At 34.5% G+C, this 17,779-nt stretch carries 17 protein-coding genes; 14 read left to right on the top strand and 3 right to left on the bottom strand.

Features of this window, described 5'->3' with window-relative positions; genetic code table 11:
- Positions 1–48: 48 nt before the first annotated feature.
- The 12 genes from QZ136_RS08625 (at position 49) to QZ136_RS08570 (ending at position 11,058) form a co-directional block, all read left to right on the top strand.
- Positions 49–1,602 (top strand): PQQ-dependent sugar dehydrogenase, encoded by a 1,554-nt coding sequence (locus QZ136_RS08625; protein ID WP_291402463.1) that lies wholly within the window; start codon positions 49–51, stop codon positions 1,600–1,602.
- Positions 1,603–1,635: 33 nt separating this feature from the next.
- A complete protein-coding gene (locus QZ136_RS08620) occupies positions 1,636–2,940 on the top strand; it encodes a vanadium-dependent haloperoxidase (protein ID WP_291402461.1) in 1,305 nt (434 codons plus the stop codon).
- 195 nt (positions 2,941–3,135) lie between these two features.
- Positions 3,136–3,678 (top strand): c-type cytochrome, encoded by a 543-nt coding sequence (locus QZ136_RS08615; protein ID WP_291402459.1) that lies wholly within the window; start codon positions 3,136–3,138, stop codon positions 3,676–3,678.
- A gap of 175 nt (positions 3,679–3,853) precedes the next feature.
- Positions 3,854–4,768 carry an SMP-30/gluconolactonase/LRE family protein gene (locus QZ136_RS08610; RefSeq protein ID WP_291402457.1) on the top strand — a complete coding sequence of 305 codons (915 nt, stop codon included), beginning with the start codon at positions 3,854–3,856 and terminating at the stop codon, positions 4,766–4,768.
- 26 nt (positions 4,769–4,794) lie between these two features.
- The gene (locus QZ136_RS08605; protein ID WP_291402455.1) at positions 4,795–5,262 is read left to right on the top strand and encodes a RidA family protein; all 468 of its coding nucleotides are present in this window, start codon (positions 4,795–4,797) and stop codon (positions 5,260–5,262) included.
- A 97-nt stretch (positions 5,263–5,359) separates the two neighbouring features.
- The gene (locus tag QZ136_RS08600) at positions 5,360–5,824 is read left to right on the top strand and encodes a cytochrome c (protein WP_291402453.1); all 465 of its coding nucleotides are present in this window, start codon (positions 5,360–5,362) and stop codon (positions 5,822–5,824) included.
- Positions 5,825–5,836: 12 nt separating this feature from the next.
- The gene (locus QZ136_RS08595; RefSeq protein ID WP_291402451.1) at positions 5,837–7,291 is read left to right on the top strand and encodes a hypothetical protein; all 1,455 of its coding nucleotides are present in this window, start codon (positions 5,837–5,839) and stop codon (positions 7,289–7,291) included.
- 89 nt (positions 7,292–7,380) lie between these two features.
- Complete coding sequence (locus tag QZ136_RS08590) at positions 7,381–8,304, top strand: RraA family protein (protein WP_291402449.1); 924 nt, start codon at positions 7,381–7,383, stop codon at positions 8,302–8,304.
- Between the two features lie 39 nt (positions 8,305–8,343).
- Positions 8,344–9,465, top strand: a complete 1,122-nt coding sequence (locus tag QZ136_RS08585) for a bile acid:sodium symporter family protein (protein WP_291402447.1) — start codon at positions 8,344–8,346, stop codon at positions 9,463–9,465.
- 16 nt (positions 9,466–9,481) lie between these two features.
- Entirely contained in the window at positions 9,482–9,919 is a 438-nt protein-coding gene (locus tag QZ136_RS08580) for a nuclear transport factor 2 family protein (protein ID WP_291402445.1), read from the top strand.
- A 74-nt stretch (positions 9,920–9,993) separates the two neighbouring features.
- Positions 9,994–10,626: an HAD family hydrolase gene (locus QZ136_RS08575; RefSeq protein WP_291402443.1), complete on the top strand. Its 633-nt coding sequence runs from the start codon at positions 9,994–9,996 to the stop codon at positions 10,624–10,626.
- 30 nt (positions 10,627–10,656) lie between these two features.
- A complete protein-coding gene (locus tag QZ136_RS08570; RefSeq protein ID WP_291402441.1) occupies positions 10,657–11,058 on the top strand; it encodes a hypothetical protein in 402 nt (133 codons plus the stop codon).
- A 34-nt stretch (positions 11,059–11,092) separates the two neighbouring features.
- Here the strand turns inward: QZ136_RS08570 and yidC are convergent, their stop codons facing one another.
- Positions 11,093–12,952 (bottom strand): membrane protein insertase YidC, encoded by a 1,860-nt coding sequence (yidC, locus tag QZ136_RS08565; protein WP_291402438.1) that lies wholly within the window; start codon positions 12,950–12,952, stop codon positions 11,093–11,095.
- A gap of 28 nt (positions 12,953–12,980) precedes the next feature.
- Positions 12,981–14,591, bottom strand: a complete 1,611-nt coding sequence (locus tag QZ136_RS08560; RefSeq protein WP_291402436.1) for a CTP synthase — start codon at positions 14,589–14,591, stop codon at positions 12,981–12,983.
- 295 nt (positions 14,592–14,886) lie between these two features.
- Between QZ136_RS08560 and QZ136_RS08555 the strand changes: the two genes are divergently transcribed.
- Together QZ136_RS08555 and QZ136_RS08550 are read left to right on the top strand one after the other, a co-directional pair.
- A complete protein-coding gene (locus QZ136_RS08555) occupies positions 14,887–16,101 on the top strand; it encodes a DEAD/DEAH box helicase (protein WP_291402434.1) in 1,215 nt (404 codons plus the stop codon).
- 66 nt (positions 16,102–16,167) lie between these two features.
- Entirely contained in the window at positions 16,168–17,037 is an 870-nt protein-coding gene (locus QZ136_RS08550) for an aldose 1-epimerase family protein (RefSeq protein ID WP_291402432.1), read from the top strand.
- A 1-nt stretch (position 17,038) separates the two neighbouring features.
- Here QZ136_RS08550 and QZ136_RS08545 read toward each other — a convergent pair whose 3' ends face one another.
- On the bottom strand, positions 17,039–17,731 hold the full coding sequence (locus tag QZ136_RS08545; RefSeq protein ID WP_291402429.1) for a class I SAM-dependent methyltransferase: 693 nt from the start codon (positions 17,729–17,731) through the stop codon (positions 17,039–17,041).
- Positions 17,732–17,779: the final 48 nt, after the last annotated feature.

The raw sequence follows: 17,779 nt of genomic DNA, 5'->3' as shown, positions 1-17,779 counted from the left end.
AGATTAATAAATAATGTCGTTTATTATTCTTTTTTAGCCCTTTAAGCAATGGTTTTTATAAGATATAAGCTCTTAGTTTTTCTAATTATTCTATCAATTCCACTGTTTATTCTATCTTTTAAATCTAATTATTTAAAGCAAGATCCTTGGAAGGCTCCAGCTTTTGCCGATACAATAATTAGTCCCATGCCATTTTCACCACCATTTATTTCAGAAGGTGAAAAGCTTTATAATACCTTATGTGTTAGTTGTCACGGTCAAGATGGTTTAGGGAATGGCCAACCTGGTAGATTTAATATAGAGCCAGCAAATTTTCACGATAAAAAATTCGTGAATCAAACAGATGGCTCAATTTTTTGGAAGTTGAGCAATGGTAGAGGTGTTATGCCAGCCTATAATTTCGCATTATCCGAAGAAAAACGTTGGCAACTAATAGCCTATATTCGGCAGTTTGCTAAATATAGTGCAAACGTTAAATCTAAATCTGTACCAATAAACAAATATTATATAAAATCTAATTTACAAAGTAGTTACTTCCCAGTGCCAAAGCTTGTAAGTAATGCTACAGCCTCTGATGACTTAGTTTTTATGGTTGATACAATTGCTTCGGGACTCATCAGGCCATGGAGTATGAGCTTTTTACCTAATGGTATAAGCTTAATTGCGGAAAGGAGTGGTAGGCTTTTACAATTCCAAAATGGAAATAAAATTGATACTCTTATTGGGAATATTCCCAAAAGTTTACGCGATATAAAACCCCATCCTGATTTTGAAAAAAACAGATTAATTTATTTATCATATTATATAGAACCCAATAAAAACTTAGGTACAAGTGGATATACAGCATTAATGCGTGGCCAATTAATTGGAAATAGATTTATAAATGATACAATAATTTACAAATCAGGGCCTTTTAAAAATTCAGGGAACTACTTTGGTAGTAAGATCGGCTTTGATTCACAAAATTACTTATACTTCACAATTGGTATCCATAGCGATCGCAAAAATTCTCAAAGCCTTTCTAATTACGATGGAAAAACTATGAGGTTAAATGATGATGGATCTATTCCCAAGGATAATCCTTTCTATAAAACCCCAGGAGCTTTACCAGAAATTTATACCTTCGGTCACCGAATGCATCAAGGCTTGAGAAAAGACCCTAAATCTAATAGAATGCTCAGTGTAGAATTTGGCGAATTAGGGGGGGATGAATTAAATGTCTTGAAACCTGGTGCTAATTATGGTTGGCCAATTGCTACATTTAGTTTAGAATATAATGGTGCAATTATTTCTGAAAGTCCGTATTTAAAAGGTATAGAGCCTCCTATGTATCATTATGCTCTTGCGCCCTCAGATCTTGATTTTGTTTATGGTAATACTTATCCAGCCTGGGATGGAAATATTTTTATTGGTGGTTTAGCTACAAAAAAACTTTTTCGTCTTGTTTTAAAAGATGATAAAGTAATTAAAGAAGAATCATTATTGCATAATTTTGGCAGAATAAGGGGGGTTAATTTCGGTGAAGATAAACTCTTGTACATCTTTACAGAAGATACAGGTTTATTATTACGAATATTACCTTTGCAACATAAAAATGATTAATTAGTAGCTTTTCCGTAAAATTTTATCACAATAATGAGAAATATATTTGCTGTTTTTTTTGTTTGTCTTTTGCTTACATCATGTATAAAAAAGGAAGATTATAAATCTGTTTTTAATAATCCAGAACTTTATACCAATGCTGTGGGCGATTTAACTAAGGTAATTACTCATGATATATTTACACCCCCAGTAGCAAGTCGAATCTATGCTTATAGTAATATTGCAGCCTATGAAGTGATTGCGTCTAATTCGGAATATTCTTCTATCGCACCCAAATTAAAAGATTTTAAATTGAATTTGTCGCCTAATAATAAAATAAACACAGAATTCACCGCTCTTCTTGCTTTTTTGTATATGGGGCAAAATTTGATTTTTAGTAAAGATTCTATTCAGATTGTAATTGATAATCATATTGATTTGGCTGAAAAACATGGTATGCCAAGTGAAATGATAAAATCATCCGAAATTTACGCGAAAAATGTAAGTCAGGCTATTTTCGAGTGGGCTAAAAAAGATAACTACAAAGAAACTAGAAGTGCAATTAAATATAATGTCAGCAATAGTGATTCAAGTAGATGGGTTCCAACTCCTCCAGCATATATGCCAGCAGTTGAACCTAATTGGATGAAAATTAGGCCCTTATTAATTGATTCCGCTAGTCAGTTTCTGCCAAATCCTCCAAGCGATTTTAGCACTAAAAAGGATTCAAAATTTTATACTCTAGCAAAAGAAGTCTATGATGTAGGTACAAACCTCACACAAGAACAAAAGGCCATCGCCGATTTTTGGGATTGTAATGGTTTTAGAATGAATGTATCAGGTCACGTAATGTTTGCCACTAAAGCAATGACCCCAGGAGGGCATTGGATGGGTATAACTGGTATTGTTTGTAAAAATCAATCTGCCGACTTTAATAAGACAGTTTATGCATTTGCCAATGTTTCTATTGGTATTTTCGATGCTTTTATTGCTTGTTGGAATACCAAGTTTAAATATGATTTATTAAGACCTGAAACCTATATAAATCAACATATAGATTATTCATGGCGACCTTATTTACAAACACCACCTTTCCCTGAGTATACCAGTGGTCACTCAATTATTTCTAGCGCTTCTGCAACCATTTTAGATAAAATATTCGGACCCAATACCCCCTTTACTGATAATACTGAGCGTGCTTGGGGGTGGCCTGATAGAGATTATAAAAATGTACAGCATGCTGCACAAGAGGCTTCAATAAGCCGTATTTATGGGGGTATTCACTATAGGGAAGCAATTGAAGAGGGGCTAATTGAAGGTAAAAAAATTGGTTCTTTAGTTTCTTCAAAATTTAACTAAACTGATACCGAATTTTAACAGCATAGCTTTTAATTTTAATTTGTTTATAGATTTTTACACTTTGTAACAATTTCTCAACATTAGCCTGTTTAGCGTTAATAATGCTGCTATATTTCATTTTTTAATTTAAAATCCGAGATTTTTTGAATAGAATTGTGTTATACAATTTTATAAACATTTAGGTTTAATTTAAAAATGAAAAGAATTTTATTAATGGGTTTAGCTACCCTTTTATTTGCTTGTAATAGCTCAACTGAAAAAACAAACACCTCATCTGATTCAACTGTTTTAAAAGCAGCTGATACAACTGAAATTAGTGCATCTCCCGACACATCTAATACTACACAATTACAAGACGCTACAACTGATAATAAAGCAACTGAAGTTAAAGCAAGCACTGTAGAGGAGAATAAAAAGCCATTGGCTAAAGAAATTAAAGATGTACCTCAAATAAAGGCAGTAGAAAATTCAGACCTTGAAAATATTAAGAATGGGGAAGTCCTAATTTCAAAATCTGATTGCTTTGCATGCCATAAAGTTCAAGATAAAGTACTAGGCCCTTCATATAAAGATATTGCTAATAAATACGCAAAAAACAAAGCCAACATTGACTATCTCATTAATAAAGTCAAAGTGGGTGGAAGTGGCGTTTGGGGTGCTGTTCCTATGTCTCCTCATCCCAATTTATCAGATGATGATGCGCGCGATATGATTTTATATATATTAAGTTTGAAGTAAAATGATATTAGCTGATTCTAATTCAATCGTCCTATTCTAAATTGATTTTAATTTGTAATATTATTCATATTCTTTGATAATTATACATGGTTTAAATTAAGCATAATTATATTTTTTTAATAGGGGATAACACTCCATTTTAACTCTTATCTTTAATAATTAATAATAACTATTTATGGTTTTTCAGAAAAATACAATCAATAGAACTTTTTGTTTTTTAGCTCTTTTCTTTACTCCTTTTTTGGGAGCTAATGCTCAAGAGCTTTTTAATAGTAAAGTTTTAACACCTGAGAAAAGCTTTCCTTCTGGAGTTGAAGGCCCTGCAGTTGGTTCAAATGGGACTGTTTATGCAGTTAATTTTGCAAAACCAGGAACAATCGGACAAGTCTCTCTAGATGGTACAGCAAGTTTATTTGTTGAATTACCTTCAGGTAGCGTAGGAAACGGAATTCGTTTTGATAGTAAAGGTAATATGCTTATCGCTGATTATACAAAACATAATATCCTTAAAGTCAATATGTTGACAAAGGAAATCACTGTTTTTGCACATAATTCAAACATGAGTCAGCCAAATGATATTGCCATAGATAATAAAGATCGTTTATTCGCTAGTGACCCCAATTGGAAAGCTGGAACTGGACGAATTTGGAGAATCGATCTTGATGGTAAAACTACCATGCTTGATAGCATGGGTACCACTAATGGTATTGAAGTTAGTCCAGATAATAAATATTTATACGTTAACGAATCTGTTCAGCGTAAAGTTTGGAAATATGATCTAAATGAAAAGGGGGAGCTAAGTAATAAGCGACTAATTCATGAATTTCCAGATTTTGGAATGGACGGCATGAGATGTGACATTGACGGTAATTTATATATCACCAGACATGGTAAAGGCACAGTTGTTAAGCTATCTCCAGAAGGTAAATTAATTAGAGAAATTAACACCTTGGGCAAATTACCAAGTAATATTGCTTTTGGCGGTAGAGATGGTAAAACAGCCTATATTACGCTTCAAGATAAAGGTTATTTAGAGAGTTTTAGAGTAGATAAACCAGGCCGTGAATGGCAAATGTTAAAAAAGAAATAATATTCATAAATCAAAAAAGAAATAATATGAAAACAGAAAGAAGATCAGTCCTAAAGAAATTATTTGCTTCTGTAGTTGGTGTTACCGGTATTGCGGCGGTTGCTGATGCGAAGGGTATTTCATCAGCTCCAGAAAAAGAAGCTGGAAACATTACTAATTTCCAAGATGTGCCACTTTTCTCGGGGCATACCATTCATAACGGACTAGTTTACATTGCCGGTAAAGGTGCTCACACAGACCCTTTTGACATAAAATCTCATACTGAAATTGTATTACAGGAATTAGAAAAAGAATTGATTAAAGCGGGTTCTTCAATGGAAAAGGTACTGAAAGTTACTGTTTACCTGAATGATATCGCTGATTATAAAGGAATGAATGAGGTTTATAAAGGCCGTTTTGGTAAAAAACCACCAGTACGTTCTACAATTGCTGTTGCTAAGGGTGGTGTCCCTGGCGACTCATTAGTTGAAATGGATTGTATCGCATATCTATAATTAAATTAAAATAACAGCCAAATAAATCTTGTTTGGCTGTTATTTTATTAATTGATTTTATCAAATTTTTACGCTTATTTTTTTATCTATTTCTCTAATGAAAAACATTGGTTTTTTTAAAACATTTGTATTATTAGGAATCTGTTCTTTTGTTTTATCGGCCTCAAAGAATTATTCTTCTGATTCAAAAGTGATTTATGCCCTTTATTCCCATAAGGATACAATTAAAAAAGATGTATGGCTAGCACCTGAATGGGCAGATACCATTAAAAATATTTTACCAGTAAATCCTGAAAATATTTCGGCAGGAGAGGAGCTTTATAATATGTACTGTTTTTCATGTCATGGAGATACAGGTTATGGTGATGGACCAGCTGGTGGTTCAATGGGTACCAGACCTGCTAATTTTCATGATCAGAGGGTTATTAAGCAAAAGGATGGCGCAATCTTTTGGAAATTAACGAATGGCAATGGAAATATGCCACCTTACAAGGAAATCCTTTCAGAGAAGGAAAGATGGCAACTGATTACCTACCTCAGAGAATTAGGGAAACAACCATAAAAATCAGCTTTAATGAACCCTAAAATTCAAATTTTAGCTCTTTTTACTCTCTTTTTACTGCTAAATCCAATAATTAGTTTAGCGCAAAATGAAAATCCTAAACCACGTAGGGATAAAGAGAAGGCTAAAACTATTCCTAATCCCTTAAGAGACGATATTAAAGTCGAAAAATATCTTTCAATTGGACCAAAAGCGGTTAGATTTCTCCAGCACCCCAAAACAGGTGCTTTGTATTATACTGATTTTGATGGTGGGGTATATCGAATTGATACTAATTCTGATAAAACAGAATCCAAACAGATTTTTTCTGCATCAGATCACGGAATTACCCGACTTCAAGGGGCTGTTTTTCTAAATGATCAATTGTTTTTATGTGGCAATATCAGTGTAAATAATGGTAAAGGAACAAAGGGCAGAATGGTACGCTATGATGGAATATCTACAGCTAAACCAATTTTAAACGTAGTTTTTAATACCGTAGAATATGGTACCAATGCCACCACTTTTGACCATGGTTGGAATGCTTTAGAAATAAGTAAGGATGGTAAATATATTTATGCGAATACAGGCGCTAGAACCGATCATGGTGAAGTTCAAGATAATAGGGGAGCTTATCCCAATGCAAGAGATAATGCTCTAACTGCCAAAATTTTCAGATTTCCAGTCGATGCCTTAAATATTGAATTACCTGATGATTTAAATGAACTTAAGTCGAAGGGTTATATTTACGCAGAAGGGATTCGTAATGCCTATGATATCGCTCTTGATCCTTCTGGTAATTTGTTTGCAGTGGTAAACTCTTCCGATTATGATCATAATGAGGATATGTTTTGGGTTCGGGAAGGTCGCCATTATGGTTTTCCATGGATTATGAGTGGAATTGAAAATCCGCAACAATATCCTGATTGGCAGCCTAATCCTGATACAGATCCCTTTATTCCTCGTTCAGCCCATGCTTGGGCAGTTAAATATTTTAGAAATGACCCCGATTTTCCTAAAATCCCTGAAGGTGTAAAATTTAGTCCCGGTGTACAAAACCTCGGCCCCGATGCTAATGAATATAGAGGTCATTCAGGTAAAATTTTAGATGGCGATAATACAGGCGTTACCACTAGTACTTTTACCCCGCATAGCTCACCACTCGGATTAGTTTTTGATACAAAGCATGCTTTAGCTTCAGATTTTAAAGGTGATGGATTTGTTCTACGAAACTCCTTAGGAAGTCGCTCAAGCATGATGAAAGCCTTTACTGATCAAGGTCGCGATTTACTGCATTTAAAAATGTTTTATGATAAAGGAAGCGATAATTATTTTGTTAAAACGACAAGAATTATTGATTCATTCAATAATCCTACAGATGCCATTTTAGTTAAAAACATAATGTATGTTATTGAATATGATGCTGTTGAAGCCAGCATTTGGAAAATTACTTTGCCTAAGGGACACAAAAAGTCAAATAGAAATTGATAATTGGATTTAAATAAAATCATGCTTAAATTGTTGAATTATAGCATTTTTAATAAAAATTTTTGTTTATTTAGATAAGAAAAAAAGATATGAAATTTAAAATATTCGTTTTTGTTGCAGCAGTTTTAAGTTCATTACCAGGGATTTTATCAGCTCAAACTATCCCAAAAGAGGAGCTAACTTTTTTAACTTCTGAATGGAAGGGGGAAAGATTCCCCGATGGACGCCCGAAAATTGCAGATAATTTATTAGAAAGAGCAAAGAAAATCGGAATTGATGATGCCTGGCAGGTTTTAAAAGTGATGGGTTATACTAATCAGTTTGAACATGGCTGGAAAACTCTTAATGATGATATGATAACTGGAAGAGCAGTTACGGCTATGTTTATGCCTACAAGGCCCGATATTGAAAAGAATCTTAAAGCTAGAGGCACACAGCAAGGTCGCGTTGGAAATACGAATTCATGGCCTATTGCAACGCTTACAAAAGGTGATGTATATGTGGCAGACGGTTTTGGGAAAATAGTAGCTGGAACCTTAATGGGAAGTACTCTTGCAACTTCCATATATACTAAATCGGGTAATGGAGTTGTGTTTGATGGCGCGGCTAGAGATGTTCAAGGTCTTGAAGAAATTGAAGGTTTTAACGCATTTGTACGTGATTTTCATCCTAGCTTCATGGAGGATATGGTATTGATGGGTTTAAATACTCCAATTCGTATTGGTAGAACTATGGCCGTACCTGGGGATCTTGTAATTGCCGGTAAAATTGGTGTTCTCTTTGTTCCAGCACATCTTGCTGAACATGTAGTCTCTACTGCCGAATTTATTGTTAGAAGAGATAAATATGCCTTTGAGGTTATAAAATCAGGTAAATTTTCAAGTGGTCAATTGGATAGTGAGTGGACTAGCGAGATTAAAGATGATTTTATTAAATGGATGGAAAAACATCCTGAAGAAGGTAAAATGACTAGAGCTGAGCTCGATGTGATAATGAGTAAAAGAACTTGGTAAATTATAGTAAAAAAATAAATTTTAATTAAATCTGATATTTTGAAACAGTTAAACTCTCATTCTGTAGCAATTGGAATTGCAGCAATATTACTTTTGATTTCTCTTGGAATGTTTTTCACGGGTAATATTCAATTAGCTGGCCCTAGTTTAATGGCCTTTTTTCTAGCTCTGACTTTCGGTTTTAGAGGGTATGAAAGCCTAAAAGGTTTCTCCTATACCACCATCATTTTTGCTGCCGTTACCATGGCGCTTTACTATCCTAGCTATTTTATTACTGTTGGTGATTTTAAATTAACGGGATTAATTACGCCCTTAATCCAGATTATTATGTTTGGAATGGGTACTTCCATGAGTGCTAAGGATTTTGTGGCTGTGGTAAAAACTCCGAAAGGGGTTGTAATTGGTATTATTGCACAATTTTTGATTATGCCTAGTATGGGTTATTTTTTAGCTTCCATGACTAGTTTTCCTCCTGAAATTGCAGCCGGAATTGTTTTGATTGGTTGTTCTCCAAGTGGATTGGCATCTAATGTGATGTCTTATCTAGCGAAAGCTAACCTCGCTTTATCTCTTACTATTACTTCAATTGCTACTCTGCTTGCTCCCGTATTAACTCCATTACTCATGAATTTGCTTGCAGGTGAGTTTATTGAAATTGATATGTTTAAAATGATGTGGGATATCGCTAAAATGATTATTATTCCTATTGGCGCTGGTTTATTGTTTAATAAATTATTAGCAGGAAAAGCTAAATGGCTTGATAATGCTATGCCTATCGTGTCTATGTCTGGTATTGCTTTAATTATTGTTGTTATCACTGCTGCAGGTCGTGATAGTCTTTTGGATATTGGTGGATTATTGATTCTAGTGGTTTTAATTCATAATATTTTTGGATATTTCTTAGGATACTGGTTTGCTCGCCTATTTAAAATGCCTGAGCGTGATGCTAGAACAGTTGCTATTGAGGTGGGTATGCAAAATGGTGGTTTAGCTTCTGGAATTGCTAATAGTCTCGGAAAGATTGCTACAATGGGCTTAGCACCGGCCGTATTTGGTCCTTTAATGAATATTACCGGATCTATGTTAGCTTCTTATTGGCATAAGAAAACACCTGAAGGTTATATAGAACCTGAGCTTGAAGGTGAAGTTCGTTCCCACTAATTTTAAATAATTTAAAATGAAGAAGATGTATAAATCTATATTACTATTGACTTTAATGGTTTTTTCTGCCATTAATTTAAATGCACAATCAAAAGATATACAAGCTGTTAGTGCAGCTGTAGATAAATTAACTAAAGTTATTGTAGACCCAGATCGTGCCGTTTTGGAAAGTATTGCTTCTGATGCATTATCTTACGGGCACTCTGCTGGTAAAGTTCAAAATAAAGCCGAATTTATTGATGATTTATTGAATGGCCCCTTTGATTTTTCAAGTGTTGAGCCTAGCAATCAAACGATTTCCATCTCAGGTAAAACTGCCATCGTTAGACATACTTTTGTTGCTAAAGCTACAAATGCTGGTGTGCCAACTGATATTAAAATTGGAATTATGATGGTATGGCGCAAGGAAGGTTCTGCGTGGAAATTATATGCGAGACAAGCATTTAGACTATAATATACGAAAAATCAACGAAATGCGCAAATTTTTATATTTTGCGCATTTTTTTTTGCTCTTAAATATCGATAATAATGAATAAACCTGATAGTTTAATTTTCGACCTAGATGGCACTCTTTGGGATGCTTTGGATACCTACCTTGAATCTTGGAATTTAGGGGCTAAGGCCGAAAATTTAAATAGAACATTTACTCGTGATGATTTGCATTATGTAATGGGATGGGAGCGTTCTAAAGTATTAGATCATTTGTTTCCTGCAACTAGCAAAGAGCGACAAGAGGAGATTTATAAAACAATCAATGAATACCGCTTGAAAATTATGCCTCAAATGGGTGGGGTTTTATATGATGGTGTACGTGAAGGTTTAATTAAACTTTCTGAAAAATATCGTCTCTTAATCGTTAGTAATTGTCCGGCAAATTTGATTACGGAATTTATGAAATGGGCTGATATTGAAAATTATATCACAGATGAAATGGCCCATGGTGTAAATTCAATGCCAAAACATCATAATATCAAATTATTGGTCGATAGGCATCAATTAAAAAACCCTATTTATATTGGGGATACCCATGGGGATAGCCTAGAAACTCGAAAAGCTGGTTTGCCTTTTGTTCTTGTTACCTACGGCTTCGGGACTTCTGATGATTATGATCTTAAATTTGATGATTTTAATGCATTTACTGATCATTTTCTTAATTTATAGTTTGTAAATAATTGACAATTAACATATTAAATGATAAGATATTGTATTTTTAGCTTAATCGCGGTATTGTTATTAACTGCTTCTTGTTCTAAATCAATCGAAGCCAATGATCTTTATGGGACTTGGAATTATGTTTCTGTGACTAGTTTTAATCCGCCAGATAGTATCACAAAACAGGAGCTCGAATTGCAATCTCCTGCGATCATATTTTCTGAAGGTAATGTGCTCAAAATAGAGTGGGGTGCTAAGCTAATTTCACATGGCACTTATAAAATGGATGGTAAAATGATTCGTTATACCGAAACATTACCTGGCGGTACAAAAAGAGATTTTCCCTTCTTAATTAAAGAGTTAAATGAAAATGTTTTGGTTTTTGAAACCATGGAACAAAGCTTCACCAGAGTTAAAGCAATAAAAAAAGCCGACAAATAATTAATTTGTCGGCTGAGTCTTGAATTTTATAATTTTATTTCAATTTTTTCTTTGCTGAGCTAGCTGGCTGACTTTTAGCTTGTTGCTGCTGTCTCATATAATCTTCCATTCTTTGTTGGAAGCCTGATTTTTTCTTCTCAGATTGAGGTTTTTTCTTATGCTCTTGAATTTGTGCATGTATCTTATTGTCATCCACAAACATTCTGATAATGTACTGCTGTGCAAAGGTCATCATGTTGGCCAAGAAATAATAATAGTTTAGTCCCGAAGGATAACTATTCAATACCCCAAAGAATATGATAGGAGTGATATAACCAATATATTTCATTTGACCCGTAGCACCCGATACTTGATTATTAAAATATGTATAAATCAAGGTCGAGATGGTCATTAGGATACACATTAAACTGATGTGGTTTCCTAAGAAAGGCATGTTGAAACCTAATTGGAAGAATGCATCAAAGGTTGATAGATCTTCCATCCATAAGAAACTACGCTGACGTAATTCGAATAGATTAGGGAAGAAAAAGAAGAAGGCCATGATGATTGGTAATTGCAATAACATTGGCAAACAACCACCCAATGGATTTACTCCAGCTTTCTTGTATAATTTTAAATACTCCTGTTGTAAAAGTGTAGGATTATCATCCCCAACTTTACCCTTAATTTCATCCATTTCAGGCTTTAAGACACGCATCTTAGCCATTGAAAGGTATGACTTGTAAGTTAGTGGCAATAAAACCATTTTCAGGAGTACAGTCAATACTAGAATGATTAGTCCATATCCCCATCCAAATCCTTCAAGGAAGTTGAAAACAGGTAAAACTATCCATCTATTGATGTATTTTAAAGGCCAATAACCTAAATCTATTTGCTTTTCAATTTCAAAACCCTGTTTTTCAAGGATGTTTAATTGATTAGGGCCAAAATAGAAAGTCATAGGATAGCTAGTAATCTCTTGGCGCTCAAATGGTATCTGCATGTTTGCAGCAAAGCTCTTAACTGTACTTGAATCGGGACTAGTATTCACAGTTAACTCACCCTTATCAAAGCTGTTCTTAGCGATTAAGACATTTGAGAAATAATGCTGCTTAAATGAAAACCACTTTATTTTGCCCTCAGTTAACTCTTTAGTTTCCGATTCTGATAAACTTAGGTAATCAACACTTTCATCACCTTGTTTGAAATAGGCGCTAGAATAGCGTTGCTCACTTGCTAAATCCTTCTCTTTTTGTTTTAAAACACTTTCCCAATTAAGTGTTATGTGTTTTTGAGTAGGAGCAACCACATCTTGCATACCTTTGGTGGCAATAGTTAATCCTACGTTATAACCTGTTCCTTTTAGAGAATAGATATAATCGATATACTTTCCTTCAGCATAATTTAAACGCATGCTTACAGATGCAGAATCAGTTTTGGCAACATTTACTGAAGCACCTTGAGCTTGGAAATAAAGATCGTTGGTATTGATGTTTTTACCAGCTGAACCAAAAACTAAACCGAATTTATTGCCTTCACCTTCAAACATGATTAAAGGTAATTGGCTATAAGTTTTATAGTTTTTTAGCTCTACAGAGGCAATTCTGCCACCTTTGGGACTAATTTTTACTTTTATAGACTCGTTTTCAAGAATGATTGGCTCATCGCTACCAGATTGAGCCGCTCCAAAAGGGCCAGATTTGATAAGGGTCGAATCTACTGGAGGTAAAACAGCTGTTTTTGCTGTATCCTTAACAATAACTGGATTTTTGTCTTTATTAACTCTAGCAATTGAATCCTGACTTTGTTTTGCTTTTTCTCTTTTAATATCTTCCTCAGAAGGTTGCATTAAAAAGGTTGAGCCTACTAATATGATTAAAATCAAAAAGAGACCCGTAAATGTATTTCTATCCATTCCGTTTAAAAATCTGTTTTGTTAAATGTTACTTCTTTTTTGAATAAATAATAGAAGCGGCGACAAAGTTAACAAAAAGTGGGTGAGGATTATCAACTGTTGACTTTAATTCGGGATGAAATTGACCTCCAATAAAAAATGGATGATTTTTAAGCTCAACAATCTCAACTAAATTATTTTCAGGGTTAATCCCAGAGGCAATCATTCCAGCTTGTTCAAATTGCTCTAAATACTTATTGTTAAACTCATAACGATGGCGATGACGTTCCGTAATTCTAGATTTACCATAGATTGCCGCTGCCTTAGTTCCTTTTTTAAGTTCACATGTATATGAACCAAGACGCATGGTACCACCCTTGTTTTTTATTTTTTTCTGGTCCTCCATCATGGAGATAACCGGATTTTTAGCGTTTTCATCAATCTCGCTGCTTTGCGCATCCTTGATTCCAATCACATTACGAGCAAATTCAACCACAGCACATTGCATACCTAAACAAATACCGAAAAACGGAATATCATGCTCTCTAACGTATTTAATAGCTTCAATTTTACCTTCAATACCTCTGCTACCAAAACCTGGAGCAACAAGAACTCCATCAAGTCCTTTAAGTTTCTCTGCAACATTCGCAGGAGTGATGCTTTCAGATTGAATACTTTTAATTCTTACTTTACATTCATTCTTTGCTCCAGCATGAATAAATGATTCGGTAATAGATTTGTATGCATCAGGTAATTCGACATATTTCCCAACCAAGCCAATAGTTACTTCATGCAATGGATTCTTTAAACGACCCAAGAAATCTTTCCATTTACCTAAATCAGGCTCATTTTTTTGAGGAAGTTTAAATTTGCTTAATACAGTTTTATCTAATTGTTCCTTCAACATCAATAATGGAACATCATAAATGGTTGAAGCATCTATCGACTCAATTACTGCATTTAGGTTTACATTACAGAAAAGAGCAATTTTTTTACGTAATTCTTGTGGAATGTGATGTTCGGTACGGCAGACTAAAATATCAGGTTGGATACCATATTCCAATAACATCTTTACAGAATGCTGAGTAGGCTTAGTTTTCAATTCGCCAGCCGCAGCAAGGAAAGGTACAAGAGTTAAGTGGATTACCAAAGAATTGCCAGAACCTAATTCCCAACGTAATTGACGTACAGCCTCAATAAATGGTAAAGATTCAATATCGCCAACAGTCCCACCTAATTCGGTAATTACAATATCAAAATCGCCAGTCTCACCCAAAATTTTCATATTACGCTTAATTTCATCGGTAATATGTGGGACAACCTGAACGGTTTTGCCTAAATAAGCGCCTTCACGCTCTTTATTGATTACATTTTGATAAATACGACCTGTGGTAATATTGTTTGCCTGCGAGGTTGGAACATTCAGAAATCGCTCATAATGACCAAGATCAAGATCTGTCTCCGCGCCATCTTCAGTAACATAACATTCGCCATGCTCATAAGGATTTAAAGTTCCTGGATCAATATTAATATATGGATCAAACTTTTGAATGGTAACTCGGTATCCTCTTGATTGCAAAAGTTTTGCAAGAGAAGCGGAAATAATACCCTTTCCTAACGACGATGTAACGCCGCCCGTAACAAAAATGTATTTAGTCATTATATCTGTAGGATTTCTTAGAGTTTTTATTAAAATAATAGATAAAAGCTATTAAAGACAATAAAAAACATCATCTGTACGGGATTCAAAACTAGGAAAAAAAACTAAAAAGATTTTAATTGTTGAGAAATTAAATGGTGTTAATAAGTAGGGCACTTATTATTTCCTAAATACTTGGAATAAATAATAATTATTTAACTGCAAGATGGTCTAATTACTGGTTTAAAAACTCAAAATTATCAATGTCCTTTGTTTTAACTACCTTTGTATATTATTTAAACATTATTTTATCAATTTGACATTTAGCGATTTTAACTTTGATCCTCAATTACTTGAGGGTTTACAAAGTATGGGTTTTATTAAACCTACTCCAATACAAGCACAGGCTATTCCTTTAATTCTTCAACACACTGATTTGATCGCTTGTGCGCAAACTGGTACAGGAAAAACAGCCTCATATTTATTGCCAGTTTTACAACATATCAGTATTTCTGATAAAAAACATACCCAAGCTCTTATTTTAGCTCCAACTCGTGAACTTGCCCAGCAAATTGATCAGCAGGTTGAAGGATTGGCCTATTTTGCCGGAATTAGCTCCATTGCTGTTTACGGTGGTGGAGATGGGATGATTTATGAACAACAACGCCGTGCCATGATGGAAGGGGTGGATATTGTGATTGCAACTCCCGGCCGACTCATTGCTCATTTAGCTTCAGGAACGATAAAGTTAGATCACCTTAAGTATTTAGTGCTTGATGAAGCCGATCGCATGCTCGATATGGGTTTTTATGAAGATATTTTGAGAATTATTAGCAGTCTTCCTAAAGATCGACAAACACTACTTTTTTCGGCTACCATGCCACCAAAGATTAGAACTTTAGCCAATACCATTCTTAAAAATCCTCAACAAATAAATATTGCCATTTCTCAGCCCGCTGTCGGTATTTCGCAGCAGGTTTATATGGTTCATGATCATCAAAAGGTAAAATTGATTTGCTCTTTACTCAAGGCTGGCGACTATAAAAGTATTTTGATTTTTTGCTCCCGAAAGGAAACGGTAAAAGATCTAAATAGAACGCTTAGAAGAGAAGGTATTAAATCAGAGGCTTTCCATTCTGATTTAGAACAAGAACAACGTGAGACTGTATTAAGAGCTTTCAAAAGTCGCACACTACCCGTAATTATCGGTACCGATGTATTGAGTAGGGGAATAGATGTAGAAGGAATTAGTCTCGTAATTAATTATGATGTTCCGCCAGATCCTGAAGATTATATCCATCGAATTGGAAGAACTGCCAGAGCTGAAACTACTGGAACGGCCATTACTTTAGTGAACGAAAAAGATCAACGTAGGTTCTCCTTCATTGAAAATCTTATCTCCAAGGAAATACCTAGAATGACACTTCCTGAAGAATTAGGTGAGGCACCGGTTTACAGCCCCACCACAAAAAGACCATCTTCAGGTGGAAATAATAAAAATAGAAAGAAGAAAGTTTGGGTTAAACGTTAAGTTTAATTAAAATTTATAAGTATCTGATTTTAAATTATTTAAATTTTATTTTTAACTTATAGTTAAATGATATTTTTAGAGAATAATAGCCTTAAAGTCCGAATAAATTTGAAAGGAGCTGAGTTAAGTTCTGTTTTTAACAAGCTTAGCGGAGTTGAACATTTATGGCAAGCAGATCCTTCGGTATGGGCTTTTCATGCTCCTAATTTATTCCCAATTGTTGGCTCTTGCCTAAATAATGAATTGCTAATTAACGGGAATAAATATCCAATCAAGCGACATGGTTTTGCTCGTCATTCACAATTTGAATTAATAGATCAAAGTGCTACACAAGCTAAATTTCAAATCAAATATTCGGAAGCTAGTCTTGAGCAATATCCCTATAAATTTGCATTCGAAATTCTTTATAAACTTGATGAATCAAAGATTTCAATAAGCTATCAAGTTCGAAATTTGGATAATCAAATCATTCATTTTTCTCTAGGTGCTCACCCTGCATTTAATATTCCCTTTAACTCGGAAGAGCTGATGTCTGATTATTACATAGAGTTTTCTGAAGATGAATCCCTAGAAAAACATCTCTTAAATAAAGATGGATATTTTACGGGGCTGACGCAAGCAGTACCTTTAGACACCCGCAAACTTCAATTAGATCCCGATTTATTTAAATCTGATGCCTTGGTGTTTAAGGAGTTAAATTCTAGAGAAGTCCGACTTAAAAGCCATAAGTCTAATCATTATATTTCTGTATCCTTCCCGGATTTTACTTCACTGGGAATTTGGGCACCAATGGGAGCGCCCTTTGTGTGCATTGAACCTTGGTTGGGCTATGCTGATCATGAGGGTGAGCAGAAGGAGTTTAAGTTGAAAGAAGGGGTGATAAGTTTAGAGGAGTTTGGAGAATTTGCAGCGGACTTTAATATTGAGATTCATTAATTTAGCCTTCAACTAATACCATCCTTACCAAAAACTGGTCCATATCATCCTCAAAAATCAATTCACAATCCCAACCTAATTTATTGGCAATTTGTTCTAGGCTGTTAAAATCGACATATAGCCATTTAAACCAATTGCCTTTAATAGATTGATATTCATATTGATAAGATATCTCACCGTAATAATTACTTGAGATAAAATCATCCGACTTGTATAAATAAGCGATGTCCGATGAATCAAAAATGATTTGTCCACCAGGCACTATCAGCTTTTTCAAATACTCCAAAAAACGCTCCAAGCCTTCCATGTCCCCGCAGAGTCCGATACCATTCATCATCATCAAGATCGTATCAAATTGCTCTCCTTCAAATTGGAAAATATCCTTATTCACAACTTTTTTAACACCTCTTTTTTGCATGATGTCGCAGGCCACTTCCGATATTTCGATGGCCGTAACATCAATTCCTTTGTTTTGTAAAATCAAGGCGTGACTTCCAACCCCAGCACCAATATCGAGCGTTTTGCCTTTGCAAAGGTCAATTGCGATGCTTTCTAGCTCAGAAATTTCAAATTTATTACGGTAAAAAATGTCAACGGGCATATCCTCGGGGCTCCCATAGCTGTTGTGAAGCCATAATTTACCTTTCTGGCGACCTAAATAATGATCTTTTAATACTTTGCCGAAAACATCCATTTTGATAATAAAAAATTGCTTGGATTTTCTCAAAAATACAGCTTAAGA

Source organism: Daejeonella sp. (assembly GCF_017495225.1).
Lineage (GTDB): Bacteria > Bacteroidota > Bacteroidia > Sphingobacteriales > Sphingobacteriaceae > Daejeonella.
This window is presented reverse-complemented; position numbering and strand designations above follow the sequence as displayed.

Excerpts from the sequence above, each read along its gene's own strand:
- QZ136_RS08625 (WP_291402463.1), top strand. The coding sequence starts at position 49 with ATGGTTTTTATAAGATATAAGCTCTTAGTTTTTCTAATTATTCTATCA.
- QZ136_RS08620 (WP_291402461.1), top strand. The coding sequence starts at position 1,636 with ATGAGAAATATATTTGCTGTTTTTTTTGTTTGTCTTTTGCTTACATCA.
- QZ136_RS08615 (WP_291402459.1), top strand. The coding sequence starts at position 3,136 with ATGAAAAGAATTTTATTAATGGGTTTAGCTACCCTTTTATTTGCTTGT.
- QZ136_RS08610 (WP_291402457.1), top strand. The coding sequence starts at position 3,854 with ATGGTTTTTCAGAAAAATACAATCAATAGAACTTTTTGTTTTTTAGCT.
- QZ136_RS08605 (WP_291402455.1), top strand. The coding sequence starts at position 4,795 with ATGAAAACAGAAAGAAGATCAGTCCTAAAGAAATTATTTGCTTCTGTA.
- QZ136_RS08600 (WP_291402453.1), top strand. The coding sequence starts at position 5,360 with ATGAAAAACATTGGTTTTTTTAAAACATTTGTATTATTAGGAATCTGT.
- QZ136_RS08595 (WP_291402451.1), top strand. The coding sequence starts at position 5,837 with ATGAACCCTAAAATTCAAATTTTAGCTCTTTTTACTCTCTTTTTACTG.
- QZ136_RS08590 (WP_291402449.1), top strand. The coding sequence starts at position 7,381 with ATGAAATTTAAAATATTCGTTTTTGTTGCAGCAGTTTTAAGTTCATTA.
- QZ136_RS08580 (WP_291402445.1), top strand. The coding sequence starts at position 9,482 with ATGAAGAAGATGTATAAATCTATATTACTATTGACTTTAATGGTTTTT.
- QZ136_RS08575 (WP_291402443.1), top strand. The coding sequence starts at position 9,994 with ATGAATAAACCTGATAGTTTAATTTTCGACCTAGATGGCACTCTTTGG.
- QZ136_RS08570 (WP_291402441.1), top strand. The coding sequence starts at position 10,657 with ATGATAAGATATTGTATTTTTAGCTTAATCGCGGTATTGTTATTAACT.
- yidC (WP_291402438.1), bottom strand. The coding sequence starts at position 12,952 with ATGGATAGAAATACATTTACGGGTCTCTTTTTGATTTTAATCATATTA.
- QZ136_RS08560 (WP_291402436.1), bottom strand. The coding sequence starts at position 14,591 with ATGACTAAATACATTTTTGTTACGGGCGGCGTTACATCGTCGTTAGGA.
- QZ136_RS08550 (WP_291402432.1), top strand. The coding sequence starts at position 16,168 with ATGATATTTTTAGAGAATAATAGCCTTAAAGTCCGAATAAATTTGAAA.
- QZ136_RS08545 (WP_291402429.1), bottom strand. The coding sequence starts at position 17,731 with ATGGATGTTTTCGGCAAAGTATTAAAAGATCATTATTTAGGTCGCCAG.